This window comes from Nakamurella multipartita DSM 44233 (genome assembly GCF_000024365.1).
GTDB classification, from domain to species: Bacteria; Actinomycetota; Actinomycetes; order Mycobacteriales; family Nakamurellaceae; genus Nakamurella; species Nakamurella multipartita.
This window is the reverse complement of the sequence record NC_013235.1, coordinates 4,641,205-4,655,159: the sequence shown is the minus strand read 5'-3', so window position 1 is coordinate 4,655,159 and position 13,955 is coordinate 4,641,205. Positions and strand designations below refer to the sequence as shown.

Below are 13,955 nucleotides of genomic sequence, written 5' to 3'. Positions count from 1 at the left end.
CGGGGAATGACGTCATCGATCCCATCGCGGCTGCTGGTGACCGGGGCCCGCGGTCAGCTGGGCACCGAGGTCGTGGCCGCGGCCACGGCCGCCGGCCTGACCTACGCGGCCCACGGCTCGCGGGAGCTGGACATCACCGATGTCGACGCCGTGACGGCGACGGTCGCGGATTTCGGCCGGGCCGCGGATGAGGCCGGTCAGTCCGCGGTCCTGATCAACGCCGCCGCCTATACGGCGGTCGATGCGGCGGAGTCCGATCGGGACGCCGCCTACGCGGTGAACGCGACGGGACCGCAGAACCTGGCTCGCGCCTGCGCAGCCTGCGGAGTGCGACTGATCCACGTCTCGACCGACTACGTATTCCCCGGTGACGGCCGGCGCCCGTATGAGATCGACGACCCGACGGGGCCGCGCAGCGTCTACGGCGCGTCCAAGCTCGCCGGCGAGCAGGCCGTGCTGGCGAGCCTGGCCGGTGCGCAGGTGGTGCGCACGGCCTGGGTGTGGGGTACGACCGGCGCCAACTTCGTCAAGACGATGGCCGCGCTGGCCGCGAGCCGGCCCACCGTGGACGTGGTCGACGATCAGCGGGGCTCCCCCACGTACGCCGCCGATCTGGCCGCCGGGCTGCTCGAGCTGGCCGGCTCGGACGTGCCCGGTGGGGTGCTGCACGCGACCAACGCCGGGGAGACGACCTGGTACGAGTTCGCGCGGGCGATCTTCGCCGAGCTGGGGGAGGACCCCGGGCGGGTGCACCCGACGACGAGCGACAAGTTTCTCCGTCCGGCTCCCCGGCCGGCCTATTCGGTGCTCTCCGGTGCGGCTTGGGCGGCCGCCGGACTTAACCCCCTACGACCGTGGCGGGTCGCCCTTGCTGATGCAATGGCGCGGTCGGCTGACGCGTTTCGGGCCCGGTGACCGGCCGGTCGTGCCGGGCGGGCGAAGAGTGCCGGGGCCGGCCGGGTGCCTCGTAGCCCAGATACACCAACCGGGCCGATTCGCGCCGGCTGCGGGTAATGCCGTCCAACACGACGCCGATGGTCAGGACCAGCGCCGCGATCACCATCAGGGATGCGGCCAGGAACGCGGTCGGGAACCGCGGGACCAGCCCGGTCCGGCCGAACTCGACGACCAGCGGGACGCCGAGGATGAGCGCGATGATCGCGATGAGACCGGCGGTGATCGTGTGGAACGCCAGCGGACGTTCGTGCCGGATGAGTTGGAAGATCAAGGACAGGATCTTGAATCCGTCCCGGTACGTGTTGAGCTTGCTCTCGCTGCCTTCGGGGCGGTCCTTGAAGTCCACCGGCACTTCGGTCTGCGGCACGCGCAGGCTCATCGTGTGCACGGTGAGCTCGGTCTCGATCTCGAATTCGCGGGACACCGCCGGGAACGATTTCACAAATCGTCGGGAGAAGATCCTATAGCCGCTGAGCATGTCGCTGACCGGGGTGCCGAAGGCGGTCGTGACCAGCCTGTTGAATAGCTTGTTGCCGGCCGAGTGGCCCGGCCGGTAGGCGGAGTCGGTGGTCTGCTTGCGCACACCGAGCACGTGGTCGTACGGCCCCGCGAGCAGGGTGTCGATCATCCGCGGGGCGGCGAAGGCGTCGTAGGTGTCGTCGCCGTCGATGAGCAGGTACACGTCGGCCTCGATGTCGGCGAATGCTCGACGGACCACGTTGCCCTTGCCCTTGACCTCTTCACGCCGCACGATGGCGCCGGCCGCTTGAGCGACCTCGACCGTCCGGTCGGTCGATCGGTTGTCGTAGACGTAGATCGCCATACCGGGCACGGCAGCGCGCAGGTCGGTGACCACCTGGCCCACCGCAGCCTCTTCGTTGTGGCACGGAACGATCGCGGCGATCCGGAGATCCGGATACATACGGGCCGTCCTTTCCTGGTAGCTATCTGTGGGCAAGACGCGTGGCCCGGGTCCCGGGTTCATCACGCCGCTCATTTGTCGACTCCATAGATCCAGAATTCGGTCGGACCTTCGGTGATGTCGTGCAGCTCGCGCAGGCAGGCCTGGTCGAGCGGTGTGGTCGTCAGGACATAGTCGACGTGGTCGCGGGCGAAATCGGAGCACGAATCGAAGGTCACCATAATCTGGTCCCGGGCCGGATTCTGGACGACAGGCGCGCCGACGCCGGGCGTCCAACCGACGTTGGCGAGCCGATTCCACTGGTACTCGTACTGCCCGGTCGGATCGATCTGCTGCCACATCAATGCCGGCGGGTACGTCTGCACCCCGTTGTAGGCCTGAACTCCGGACTGGACCAGCAGGCCGGTCGGGGCGAAATCGCCGATCCCGACCCAGCTGCCGGGCGCCGGCGCATTCACGTCTTGGATCTGCTGGCCGACGGCCGTGTCGGTCAGATCGAAGACACCCCGGTAAACCGGGTTCACCACACCCCCCGTCGCGAGGGCGACCACGGCCAGCGCGGCCGCGGCCACCCCGACCCACTGGCGGGTGAAGGCGAAGGTGGCGAACACGAACAAGACGGCGAGCACCTTCCAGTGCTCGGCGTTCACCAGCCCGGGGTCGGAGGTGGACCGCAGGGTCAGCCAGACCAGGACCAGGCTGCCGGCCGCGAGCACCGCGGTGACGATGCTGACCGCCCATGGCAGCCGCGTGCCGGGCCGGTCCAGCCGGCGCACCAGCAGCGCAACGCACAGCAGGTCGAGGATGGCCAGGCCCATCCGCGCCCGGGTGGCGGGGCTTCGGTCGATGAAGATCAGGTGGGCCAGAAAATCCCACCCCGGCACCAGCATGAAGGCCAGGAACAGGGCGGTGCCGGCGATGACCGCCAGCATCGGCCAGTGCAGGTACCGATCCCGGCGCCAGTCGAGGACGACGAAGTAGATCAACGGGACGAGCAGGAAGAGCCCGGCGAGCAGGGGGGTGGCCGACTCGGACGCGTTCGGGCCCAGGATCACGGTCCCGCCCGAGGTCAGAGATTCGTCGAACGGCCCGGCGAACAACGCGACGAGCCCGTGCCCGTCAACCGTTCCGGTCGCCTCCAGACGCTGACCGGGATACACGGTGGACAGCAGCGCGGTGATGGTCTCCCGCCGGGTGAGCACCCACAGGCCGATGACCGCGACCGCCGCGACACCGGCCACCACCAGCGGAACCAGACGTACCGCGGCCCGCCGCAGGCCCAGCCGATCCCGACCGCAGGCCTGCACGAACACACCCACCGCGACGATTCCGAACACCAGAGCGGCGGGCACGATGAACGGCACGTAGATGCTCATCACCATGGTGACGGCCAGATAGCCGGCTCCGGCGGCGGGCAGGATGCGCACCCATGGCCGAGGGTCCCGGACCGCCCAGATCACCGCCGTCATCGACAGGAATGCCCAGGTCGGGGGCCAGATCGTGGTGGGTAGGAACCACCACTGGATCAACGGGGAGAGGAAGAAGCATCCGGCCAGGACCGCGGCACTGATCGGGCGGCGCGGCATAAGGGTGACCAGCAGCAGGTAGGCGGCGGCGATCAGCGACAACCCGGGCAGCCACCACCGCACCGCCATGCCCTGGTCCAGGGGCAGCACGAGAAAGCCCAGGGTGTGCGGCCGGAACAGGGCCGACCAGTCCCACACGGGCAGGTCGTTCTGCACGCTGGCGTCCATCCCGCCCGGGAAGGTGTGGTTGAACAGCGGGAATCCCTGCTGGACCTGGGAGATGACCCAGCTGGACTGGACCAACCATTCGTCACTGCGAATCTCGCGGGGCGCGCCAAGCAGAAGGTCAGGGTCGGTACCGGTACCGAAGAAGCGCCACCAGGCCCCGGTCGACGACCCGGTGATGCCCAGGGAGACCAGGAGCACGAAGGCGAACGACAGCACGACGGGCAGCGCGCACACCACCCGCCAGCGCGGCAGGCCGGTCGGGGCGGGCTCGACCCATCCCGAGTACCGGGCCCGAAGGCCGGTGCCAGGGCCCGACGCGGTGGGCGCCGCGCTGGTCGACTCGGTCATCGCCGGCTCGACTTTCCTTCCGTCACGGTTCGCGCGATCACGCTGTGCCGCAGATGATTCGGCGCCCGGTGACGGCCGACCGGGGCCGGCCGATGCGAAGATTGGTGCACCCGGAGGCCGCTGTCGGCGGATTCGGGCGGGGTCCGAGGCTATCATCGGGCCGGTCAGGGCCCGGGTCGATGAAGCGCGACGCGCCGGGTCCGCGGGCCAGTCCGCACGATGGAATCGGGGTTGTCGTGACCGATCCGGTGCCCGGAACCCCGACGGCGGCGACCGAGGCGACCGGCTCCACCGAGGGCCGGACCCGGCCCGCCGGGGTTCGCGGACGGGCCGGCTCCCTCCTGCTATCGGCGCACGGGTTGACGATGGTCATCGGGGCGGTGTTCATCGGCCTGTTCATCGGTCTGACCCCTCCCGGCTACGGCTTGGACGAACAGGCTCACGTCTATCGCACCTACCAACTCAGCCAGGGTGTGCTGTTTCCGAGCTTCGACTCGGTCAGCCGGACCTACGTGGCGAAGGTGCCGCGCTCGCTGTACGACCTGGAGCAGCAGGGCTGGTTCGACAGCAACACCGTGCCGCGTGAGGTCCTGTTCTTCCATCGCCGGGACGTGCCCGACCGCGACGCCTACCGGCGGCTCGAGGGGTTGCCCCTGGACGCCGGCGACCCGCAGGCGACCGACGTCACCCAGACCCTGCCGAACTTTCCCGTCGTCTACCTGCCCGCCGCCGGCGCGATCGCGCTAGTTCGGGCGTTCGGCGCGGACACCGGCACGGTCGCCCTGGCGGCCAAGATCGGTGCCGCGCTGATGTACCTGGCGATGGCCTTCGTGGCCGTGTGGTTCGCCCGGCGACTGCGCCTGCGCTGGCTGGTCTTCGTCGCTGCCCTGCTGCCGGCCGCGCTGTTTCAGGCCTCGGTGATCAGCGCGGACACCTTCTGCAACGGCGCGGCGTTGATCCTGATGTCCGTGGTGCTGACCATGCTGATCGAGCGGGCCCCGGTGGGGCGCGCGACGCTGGTCGGGCTGGTCGCCGCGAGCGTGGGGGTGATGCTGTCCAAGCCGACCTACGCTGTGCTGGTACTGCTGGTGTTGCTGCTGCCGGTCGACGTGTTCGGGTCCCGTCGAACGGCCATGTGGTTCAAGATCGGTCTGCTGGCCGGCGCGGCCGTGCTGGTCGGGCTGACGCTGTTCATCGCCAGCAAAGGGACGGTTGCGGTGAGCACCCAGCGACCTGACCTGGCCGCCACGATCAATGCCGTCGAGCAGCTCAAAGGTTTGCTGGTCAACCCGATCCACGGCGTCACGATGGTCGGCACCACCGTCCTGACCTACGGCGAGTCATGGGTCCAGGGTGTCGTCGGCCTGTTCGGCTACAACACCATCGCGGTGCCGTACCCGTTCGTCGTCGTGACCGTGCTCACCCTCGCCGCAGCGGCGTTCTACGCCGAGCGGCTGCGACGCGGACCCGCGTGGTCGGTGCTGGTCGCGGGCCTGCTGGTCGGCCTGGCGATCATCGTGTTGATGTATCTGACTTTCAATCCGGTCGGCGCGGAGTCGGCGGCGGGGGTCCAGGGCCGATACTTCGTTCCCTGCGTGGTGGCGGTAGGAGCCGGAGCGGCGGGTGTGCTGCCGATCCGGGTAGCGATGCGACGGGCGACCGCCCGGGTGTTCTTCCCGGTGGCTGTCACGACGACCCTGATCGTCAGCGCGGTGACCTGGTGGGTGGCGTTGACCTGACGAGGCGGATCGATGTGGCGCGCCTCACACCTGGGGAGTGCGACGGGCATTACGGTGTGCCCACCGACGACCGCTGGAGAGTCATGTCCGCGACGAAAGACGACATCGATGTCGAGTTCGCCACCAACGAGACATCGAACCGGCTGCCGGGTCCGGAACGGGCTCGGATCGAGGAGCTGAGCCGGCAGCTGCAGGACGTGCGGATCCAGCTGGCCGAGGCGCTCCAGCTCAATCTGGCCCTGCAGGCCGAGGTGGACGACCTCGCGTCGCTGGTGGAATCGGGCGAACTGGCCAAACGCGAACTCCGTGCGTTGCGCGCGACCCTGACCCTGCGCACCCGCGCGGCCACCCTGCGTCTGCTCCGTCGAGCCTGACGCGACGCGAACGGCGGTCCCCGCGCCGGACCGGCTGCTGACGGTGCATGGGCTAGCATCGTGCGAATGTGGGAGCCGTCGGGATGAGCCTTTCAAGTGACCTTCGGGCATCGAAGGAGATCTTGACCAACCTGACGATGCGGGAGGTGCGCGGGAAATACAAGCGCAGCTTTCTGGGGCAGACCTGGTCACTGCTCAATCCGATCGCCTCGCTGGCGATATACACCGTTGTTTTCGGGTTCGTGCTGCAGGCCACGCCGCCCCCGGGTGATCCCAGCGGGATCGACGTATTCACTCTGTGGCTGGCCTGTGCGCTTCTGCCCTGGACGTTTTTCGCGAGCACCATGACCGGCGGCATGAATGCCCTGATCGGCAATGCCAACCTGGTCCAGAAAGTCTATTTCCCGCGCTACACACTGGTCGCCGCCAGCATGCTGTCCAGCCTGGTGACCTTTGGCTTCGAGTTCCTGGTGCTGCTGGGCATCGCGGTGATCCTGGGGAGCCAGATCTGGATCTGGCTCCCGCTGATGGTCGTGTTCATCGCGCTGCTGGCCCTGTTCGGGCTGGGGCTGGGCTTGATGCTCTCGATCGCCAACGTCTACTTCCGGGACACCGCCCAGTTCGTCGGCATCGCGATGCAGGTATGGTTCTACGCCACCCCTATCGTCTATCCCGTCACGTTGATCGCGGACAAGGAAGCGCTATGGCGGTCCAACGGGCGTGATTTCCCGCTCACCTGGTTCTACAGCCTCAATCCCATGGAGCGTTTCGTCACCGTCTTCCGCGATCTGCTCTATGACAACCGTCTGCCGTACTGGGGCGACATGTTGTACTGCCTCGGAGCGGCCGCCGTGGCAATGGGCCTGGGGATCCTGGTCTTCTCCAAGTACCAGGCACGGATCGCGGAGGAGCTGTGAGCAACGAGATCGCGGTCAGCGTGGAACAGGTGTCCAAGCGCTTCCGGATGTTCACCGAGCGCAACCAGTCGCTGAAGGCCGCGCTCATGCGCGGGAAGCGAGCGACGTTCAACGAGTTCTGGGCCCTGCGGGACGTGACATTCGACATTCCGGAAGGTTCGACCTTCGGTCTGATCGGAGAGAACGGATCAGGCAAGTCCACGCTGCTTAAATGCATTGCGAAGATCTTGCGGCCGGACACGGGCCGGGTGATCAGTCGCGGCCGGGTGGCCGCCCTGCTCGAACTCGGATCGGGTTTCCATCCAGAATTGTCGGGCCGGGAAAATGTGTATCTGAACGGATCGATCCTGGGGCTGTCGCGCAAGGAACTCGATGCGAAATTCGACGAGATCGTTGATTTTTCCGGCATCGAGAAATTCATCGACCAGCCGGTCAAGAATTACTCGTCCGGGATGTATGTCCGGTTGGGTTTCGCGATCGCGATCAATATCGACCCGGACATCCTGCTCGTCGACGAGATCCTGGCGGTGGGTGACGCCGCGTTCCAGGAAAAATGCATGGAGAAATTCGCCGACTTCCGGCGGGCGGGCAAGACGGTGATCGTGGTCAGCCATGCCATGGGGTCGATGCGCACGATGTGTGACTATGCGGCCTGGCTGAAGCAGGGTCAGCTGGTCGAGGTCGGCACCACCGAGCAGACCGTCGATGATTACGTGGACGCGACCCACGCCCAGCGCGATCCCGGGTCCGGCTCGGGCCAACAGGCCCGCTGGGGCTCGGGTGAGGCGACCCTCACGGCGGTCGAGTTGATCAACGCCGCCGGAGTGCCGACGGCCAGTTTCCGGACGGGCGATCGCATGACCATCCGGCTGAATTATCACTTCGCCGAGCGCATCGAGCAGCCGGTGTTCGCGCTGAATGTGAATGCGCTTGACGGTTACCACTTGTGGGGCTTTCACAGCCGGGACGGCGGTCGCGTCCCGGAGGCGCTGGAGGGCGCCGGCAGCATCGAACTTGAGATCCCGCAGCTCATGCTGCAGCCGGGCACGTTTGACCTGACCGCGTCGATCGTGGACTACTCCACGACGCACGTCTTTGACTTCCTGCGCAACTGCGCGCGATTCGACGTCGAGGTCGGCACGCCGAGGGAATCCGGCGGCCCCATCGCGTTGGGCGGGCGGTGGGGTCAGCCGTTGGCGGGCGCCGCGCCGGGGGCAGACGGCCGCGATGTCGCCGGGCTGGCCGGGACCGGGCCGGAGGGAAGCCGGTGAGCAAGCGCACATCCGAGATGGTGTCCATCGTCCTGGTCAACTTCCGCGGCGCCGATGACACGATCACCTGCATCAGGTCGCTGCGCAAGGTCGACTGGCCGGCCGAGAAGCTGGAAATCGTCTGCGTGGAGAACGGGTCGGGCGACGACAGCGCCGCGCGAATCGCCGCGGCCGATCCTGGCGTGACGCTGGTGAAGTCCGACGACAACCTTGGCTTCGCCGGAGGCTGCAACCTGGGCGTCCGGCATGCGCGGGGCGAGTACGTGGCCTTCTTGAACAACGACGCGCGGCCCGACCCGGGCTGGGTGCGGGCGGCGGTCGACGCGTTCAAGACCTCGCCCAACGTGGGTTCGGTCGCCTCCAAGGTGCTCGACTGGGACGGGCAGAAGATCGACTTCGTCGAGGCGGCGATCACCTGGTTCGGCATGGGGTACAAGCCGTTCTGCGAGTCCCCGGACACCGGCGCCTTCGACGAGCCGCGGGACGTCCTGTTCGCTACGGGCGCGGCGATGTTCGTGCGGGCCGACGTGTTCGACAGCGTCGGCGGCTTCGACGAGCGCTACTTCATGTTCTATGAGGACGTGGATCTGGGCTGGCGCCTGAACCTGCTGGGCTGGAAGGTCCGCTACGAGCCGCGCTCGCTGGCTTTCCACAAGCATCACGCATCAATGAACAAGTTCGGTGCGTTCCGGGAGACCTACCTGCTGGAGCGCAACGCGCTGTACACGATGTACAAGAATCTGGACGACCGTTCCCTGGCTCAGTTCCTGCCCGGTGCGCTGCTGCTGGCCGTTCGTCGCGCGGTGGCCCGGGGCGAATTGGACAGCACCGAGCTGGACATTCGGCGACCGGGAGATGACGCCACGCCGGATCGCCCGGTGGCCAAGCAAGCCATGGCCGGGATCTACGCCATCGATCAGCTGGTGGAGAACATCACCTCGTTCACGGAGACCCGGCAGCTGCTCCAGCAGCGGCGCCGGGTCGGCGACTCCGAGCTGCGGCCGTTGTTCGGCAAGCTGATGGAGCCGGCCTACCCGCTGCCGACTTACCTGGAGGCGCACGAGGAACTGGTGTCCGCGCTGGGCATCGACGCGGCCGGACGCAAGAAGCGTGTCGTCATCATCACCGGTGAGCCGGTCTCCGCGGTGATGGCCGGGCCGGCGATCCGTTCCTGGAACATGGCGCAGTATCTGAGCCGTGAGCACGAGGTGCGCCTGTTGACGTTCGGTACCGCCGGGGTTCGGCCGGATAAGTTCGAGGTTCTCTCGGTCTCGCCGCGGGACGCGCACGCGGCCGACGTGCACATCGACTGGGCCGACGTGATCATCTTTCAGGGACACGCGATGGCCGTGTTCCCCGCTCTCTACGAGACCGACAAGGTCGTGGTCGTCGACCTGTACGACCCAATGCATCTGGAGCAGTTGGAGCAGGCGAAGGAGAAGGGGCCCAAGGCCTGGGCCTTCGAGGTGAACTCGGCCACCGAGGTCCTCAATCAGCAGTTGGCCCGCGGCGACTTCTTTTTGTGCGCGAGTGAACGTCAGCGTCACTTCTGGCTCGGCCAGTTGGCCGGTGAGGGACGCCTCAACCCCCTCACCTATGCCCAGGACAATTCGCTGGGCAGTCTGCTGGCCCTGGTCCCGTTCGGACTTCCGGCCGCGGAACCGGTTCGGACTGCTCCGGCCCTGCGGGGGGTCGTCGACGGCATCGGCGCCGACGACAAGATCGTGATCTGGGGAGGCGGCATCTACAACTGGTTCGACCCGCTGAGTCTGATCCAGGCGATTTCCGGGCTCGCTCGAACCCATCAGGACATCCGGCTGTTCTTTCTGGGCATGCAGCATCCCAACCCGGCGGTCCCGGAGATGCAGATGGCGGTGCGCGCCCGGCAGCTGTCGGAGGAGCTCGGCCTCACCGGACGCCATGTGTTCTTCAACGAGGAGTGGGTGGCCTACAACGCCCGGCAGAACTACCTGCTGGATGCCGATGTCGGGGTCAGCACGCATTTCGAACACATCGAAACCACCTTCTCTTTCCGTACCAGGATCCTGGACTACCTGTGGACCAGGCTGCCGATCGTGACGACTCGCGGCGATGGGTTCGGTGATCTGGTCGCGGCCGAGGGTCTGGGCGTCGCCGTGCGCGAGAACGACCCGCAGGCCCTGGCCGACGCCCTCGAAATCATGCTGTACGACGACGTCGAACGAGGCCGGGTGATCCGCAATCTGGATCGGGTCCGGGCCGAGTTCACCTGGGACAAAACGCTGGCCCCGTTGCTGGAGTTCTGCCGCGATCCGCACCCGGCCGCCGACCGGGTCTTGCCGGAAACGATGACGCCGGTGCGAACGGCCGGGCCGACACGGGTTCTGGCCGAGCGAGTCCGCTCCGACCTGGCGATCGCCGGGCGACACCTGCGCAGCGGCGGCGTCCGCGAGATGGTGGGCGCGGCGGCCGGCCGCGTGAAGCGGCAGCTGACCGCCCGCAAACGTAAAGCCGAGCGGGCACGGGCGGCGAGGGCGCAATGAGCCGCCGCGCGCCGGCCGCCGGTCTAACGGGATCCGCTCGCCAGTGATCCGGGTCGGCCTGGACGGTACTCCGCTGCTCGGGCAGCGGACCGGCATCGGCCGGTACACCGAACACCTGCTCGCCGCTCTCGTTCGGCGCGGGGACGTTACGGTGACGGCCACGGCCTTCACCCTTCGGGGTGCCCGTGGACTGGCCGACGCCGTTCCGGCCGGCGTCCGGGCGCGGTCGGTTCCTTCGCCCGCGCGGGCGTTGCGCGCTCTGTGGACGCGGTGCGAGGTGCCGACGGTCCGGTCGTTCAGCGGCCCGGTCCAGGTGTTCCATGCGACCAATTTCGTGCTGCCGCCGACCGGGCGGGCTGGGGGCGTGGTCACCATCCACGACCTCGCCTATCTCACCCGCCCGGGCACCGTCGATGGGACTAGCCGGCAGCTGCTTGAGCTGATGCCGCGAAGCCTGGCGCGGGCCGCGGTGGTGTGCACCCCGACTCATGCGGTCGCCGCCGCGGTCCGGGACGCCTACGGGCCGGTGGTGCAGGACCTGGTAGTCACGCCATTAGGCGTCGAGGCGGACTGGCTGTCCCTGAATCCCCCCGGGCTCGATGAGCGGGCCAGGCTCGGGCTGCCCGGCGAGTACCTGCTGTTCGTCGGCACTCGGGAACCCCGCAAGGACCTTCGTACCCTGCTGGCCGCCTATGACCGCTACCGGGCGGCCGCACCGGACCCCGCCGACATTCCCGACCTGGTGTTGGTGGGGGCCCGGGGATGGGGACCGGACGAGCGTCCGGGGCCGGGTGTGCTCATTCGGGACTACACACCGGCCGACGAGCTCAAGACCATCGTGGCCGGAGCGCGAGCTTTGATCATGCCGTCACGGGACGAAGGATTCGGTCTCCCGGCCCTGGAGGGGTTGGCCGCCGGCGTGGCCGTGATCGTCAGCGACATCCCGGCCCTGATAGAGGTCTCGGGCGGGCATGCAGACGCCTTCCCGATGGGGGACCCGGACGCCTTGGCCGACCTGCTCGGCACGGTCACCGCCCGGGAACGAGGGCGCAGCGACGCAGAACGGGCGAGTGACCGGCTCCGGCGCCGTCGGTACGCGGCCCGGTGGACCTGGGACCGGTGTGCCGAGCAGACCATGAGCGCCTATAGGCGCGCCGCCGGCTGATCGGGGTGCGGAGGACGGGCGGGCGCTGAACCTGCGAGCTCGAGCTGCGTCCGGGCATCGTTGACGGTCCGGCGCAGCCCCTGCGCCAGCGTGTGCTCGGGCGTCCATCCCAGGTCGCGGTGGGCCCGGGTGGAGTCGACTGCGGAATGGTGCAGGTCGCCCGGTCGGGCCGGTGCGTGGGTGGGCTCGTCAGGTGCGCCGGCCAGGCCCGCCAGGACCGAGTGCAGCTCGCGATCGGAGGTCTGGCGGCCGGTGCCGATGTTGAAACGAACCCGGTCCCAGCCGGGCGCCGCGGCGGCCTGCAGCGCAGCGGCGACATCCTCGACGAAGACGTAGTCGCGGGTATTGGAGCCGTCCCCGAACAGACGGGTCGGCCGGCCGGTCAACAGCGCGTGAGTGAAGATCGCGACCACCCCGGCCTCCCCGGACGGGTCCTGTCGCGGCCCGTACACGTTGGCCAGGGCCAGGTGCGTGCACTGCACGCCGTGCAGACCGGAATAGGCGTTGAGGTACAGCTCGCCGGCCACCTTGGCCACGGCATACGGCGATCGGGGCTGCAGCGCCGCTCCCTCATCCACCGGAAGGCGATCGGGTACGCCGTAGATCGATCCGCCGGACGAGGTGAAGACGATCTTGCGGACGCCGGCGGCGCGGGCCGCATCGGCCACCGCGATCGTGCCGAGGACGTTGATCCGGGCGTCGGTGACCGGGTCGTCGACGCTGCAGCGGACATCGACCTGGGCGGCCAGGTGATAGACGACCTCGGGTCGAGCTGCCGCCATCACCTCGGCCAACCGTGGATCGCCGATGTCCAGGCGGATGGTGGCCAGCCGTTCCCCGCCGGCCGCCTGGGCGAATCTGAGATTCTCCATTCGACCCCGGCTGAAGTCGTCCACCGCGAGTACCCGCTGACCGTCGGCGAGCAGCCGGTCGACGAGGGTGGACCCGATGAACCCGGCCGCGCCGGTGACCAGGGCAGTCATCGTCGGCCTGGCCGAACCCGGGGTGGCCCGGACGGGCACCCCACCAGCTCAGGCGACCACATGCCGCCCCACCCGTCGAGCGGCCGGCACACCGGCGATTCTTAGCGCCTTGGGCAGTACGCTCAACGCGTTCAGCCGGGACGAAATGTGCCAGCGGGCGACCCGAGCCGCTCGCGGCCAGCCGCGCTGGTCCAGGTCCGCGGCCTCCCGCCGGAAAAACGCGCCTTCCTCGGCGAACCGGCGCCCGTCCACCGCGCGAACCGTCGAGTCCTGATGGCGGTGCCGGCGATATTCGAAGCTGACCTCGGGGTCGAACAGCAGCGAACCCCCCGCCGCCGCGACGTCCAGCAGCAGGGCCAGGTCCTGGACGACGTCGAGGCCGGGCCGGAAGCCGATGGGCCGGATCGAGCCCGTACGCCAGGCCATGGACGGAAAGTAGGTCCAGTTGCCGCGCAGCACGCTGACCGCGAAGTCTTCCCCGCGCAGGAGGGTGCGCCGAGACGGCGCGTAGAAGCTCTTCACCCGATCGGCCAGCGGTCGGCAGGGCTGCCCGTGCTCGTCGATCACGCGCACACCGGTGTGCACGATGGTGGCCGCCGGCTCGGCTGCGAACAGCTCGGTGACCGCGGCGAGGTGACCGGGCAGCATCACGTCATCGGCCCCCATCACGAGTAGCAACGGAGCTTGAGCCAATTCCAGGCACCGGCGGTAGTTGCCGTTGGCCCCAAGCCCGACGTCGTTGCGCAGATAGGTCAGACGGGGATCGTCCACCCCGGCCAGCCACTGGGCCGGGGCCGAGTCCGGGTAGGCATCGTCGACCACCACGAGCCGGAAGGCGGTCATGGTCTGGCTAAGTACGCTGCGCACCGCCAGCTGCAGTTGAACCAGATCGCCGTAATAAGGCAACAGGACGTCGATCGCGGGCGGTGCCGTGCGCGTCGCACGTTCCCGGTTCCTGGACTCATCACGGGTCAGGTGGTCGTGCAGTTCGTCATTGGTCACG

The 13,955-nt window shown here is 68.3% G+C and carries 11 protein-coding genes; 7 read left to right on the top strand and 4 right to left on the bottom strand.

Annotated elements, in window-relative coordinates:
- The first annotated feature begins 6 nt into the window (after positions 1 to 6).
- On the top strand, positions 7 to 915 hold the full coding sequence (gene rfbD / locus NAMU_RS20885; protein ID WP_015749324.1) for a dTDP-4-dehydrorhamnose reductase: 909 nt from the start codon (positions 7 to 9) through the stop codon (positions 913 to 915).
- Here the strand turns inward: rfbD and NAMU_RS20880 are convergent.
- The gene (locus tag NAMU_RS20880) at positions 839 to 1,879 is read right to left on the bottom strand and encodes a glycosyltransferase (RefSeq protein ID WP_015749323.1); all 1,041 of its coding nucleotides are present in this window, start codon (positions 1,877 to 1,879) and stop codon (positions 839 to 841) included. The two genes, rfbD and NAMU_RS20880, sit on opposite strands and share 77 nt — an antisense overlap.
- Positions 1,880 to 1,950: 71 nt before the next feature.
- A complete protein-coding gene (locus NAMU_RS20875; protein ID WP_015749322.1) occupies positions 1,951 to 3,981 on the bottom strand; it encodes a DUF7657 domain-containing protein in 2,031 nt (676 codons plus the stop codon).
- 236 nt (positions 3,982 to 4,217) lie between these two features.
- Here NAMU_RS20875 and NAMU_RS20870 point away from each other — a divergent pair, with 236 nt between their 5' ends.
- From NAMU_RS20870 to NAMU_RS20845, 6 genes are all read left to right on the top strand, one after another.
- Positions 4,218 to 5,720 (top strand): DUF2142 domain-containing protein, encoded by a 1,503-nt coding sequence (locus tag NAMU_RS20870; protein ID WP_169312534.1) that lies wholly within the window; start codon positions 4,218 to 4,220, stop codon positions 5,718 to 5,720.
- Positions 5,721 to 5,803: 83 nt separating this feature from the next.
- Complete coding sequence (locus tag NAMU_RS20865) at positions 5,804 to 6,094, top strand: hypothetical protein (RefSeq protein ID WP_015749320.1); 291 nt, start codon at positions 5,804 to 5,806, stop codon at positions 6,092 to 6,094.
- Between the two features lie 122 nt (positions 6,095 to 6,216).
- The gene (locus NAMU_RS20860; RefSeq protein ID WP_217180545.1) at positions 6,217 to 7,011 is read left to right on the top strand and encodes an ABC transporter permease; all 795 of its coding nucleotides are present in this window, start codon (positions 6,217 to 6,219) and stop codon (positions 7,009 to 7,011) included.
- On the top strand, positions 7,008 to 8,282 hold the full coding sequence (locus NAMU_RS20855; RefSeq protein WP_015749318.1) for an ABC transporter ATP-binding protein: 1,275 nt from the start codon (positions 7,008 to 7,010) through the stop codon (positions 8,280 to 8,282). Before NAMU_RS20860 ends, NAMU_RS20855 begins: the two co-directional genes overlap by 4 nt.
- On the top strand, positions 8,279 to 10,804 hold the full coding sequence (locus NAMU_RS20850) for a glycosyltransferase (protein WP_015749317.1): 2,526 nt from the start codon (positions 8,279 to 8,281) through the stop codon (positions 10,802 to 10,804). The genes NAMU_RS20855 and NAMU_RS20850 overlap by 4 nt, the downstream gene beginning before the upstream one ends.
- A 43-nt stretch (positions 10,805 to 10,847) precedes the next feature.
- Positions 10,848 to 11,969, top strand: a complete 1,122-nt coding sequence (locus tag NAMU_RS20845; protein ID WP_015749316.1) for a glycosyltransferase family 4 protein — start codon at positions 10,848 to 10,850, stop codon at positions 11,967 to 11,969.
- On the opposite strand, the gene NAMU_RS20840 is transcribed toward NAMU_RS20845, so the two are convergent.
- A complete protein-coding gene (locus tag NAMU_RS20840) occupies positions 11,948 to 12,952 on the bottom strand; it encodes an NAD-dependent epimerase/dehydratase family protein (protein WP_015749315.1) in 1,005 nt (334 codons plus the stop codon). The two genes, NAMU_RS20845 and NAMU_RS20840, sit on opposite strands and share 22 nt — an antisense overlap.
- Before the next feature lie 48 nt (positions 12,953 to 13,000).
- The gene (locus NAMU_RS20835; protein ID WP_015749314.1) at positions 13,001 to 13,954 is read right to left on the bottom strand and encodes a glycosyltransferase family 2 protein; all 954 of its coding nucleotides are present in this window, start codon (positions 13,952 to 13,954) and stop codon (positions 13,001 to 13,003) included.
- Between the last annotated feature and the right edge of the window lies 1 nt (position 13,955).

Bases quoted from the DNA above. Each gene is read 5' to 3' on its own strand.
- rfbD (WP_015749324.1), top strand. From the start codon at position 7: ATGACGTCATCGATCCCATCGCGGCTGCTGGTGACCGGGGCCCGCGGT.
- NAMU_RS20880 (WP_015749323.1), bottom strand. From the start codon at position 1,879: ATGTATCCGGATCTCCGGATCGCCGCGATCGTTCCGTGCCACAACGAA.
- NAMU_RS20875 (WP_015749322.1), bottom strand. From the start codon at position 3,981: ATGACCGAGTCGACCAGCGCGGCGCCCACCGCGTCGGGCCCTGGCACC.
- NAMU_RS20865 (WP_015749320.1), top strand. From the start codon at position 5,804: ATGTCCGCGACGAAAGACGACATCGATGTCGAGTTCGCCACCAACGAG.
- NAMU_RS20840 (WP_015749315.1), bottom strand. From the start codon at position 12,952: ATGACTGCCCTGGTCACCGGCGCGGCCGGGTTCATCGGGTCCACCCTC.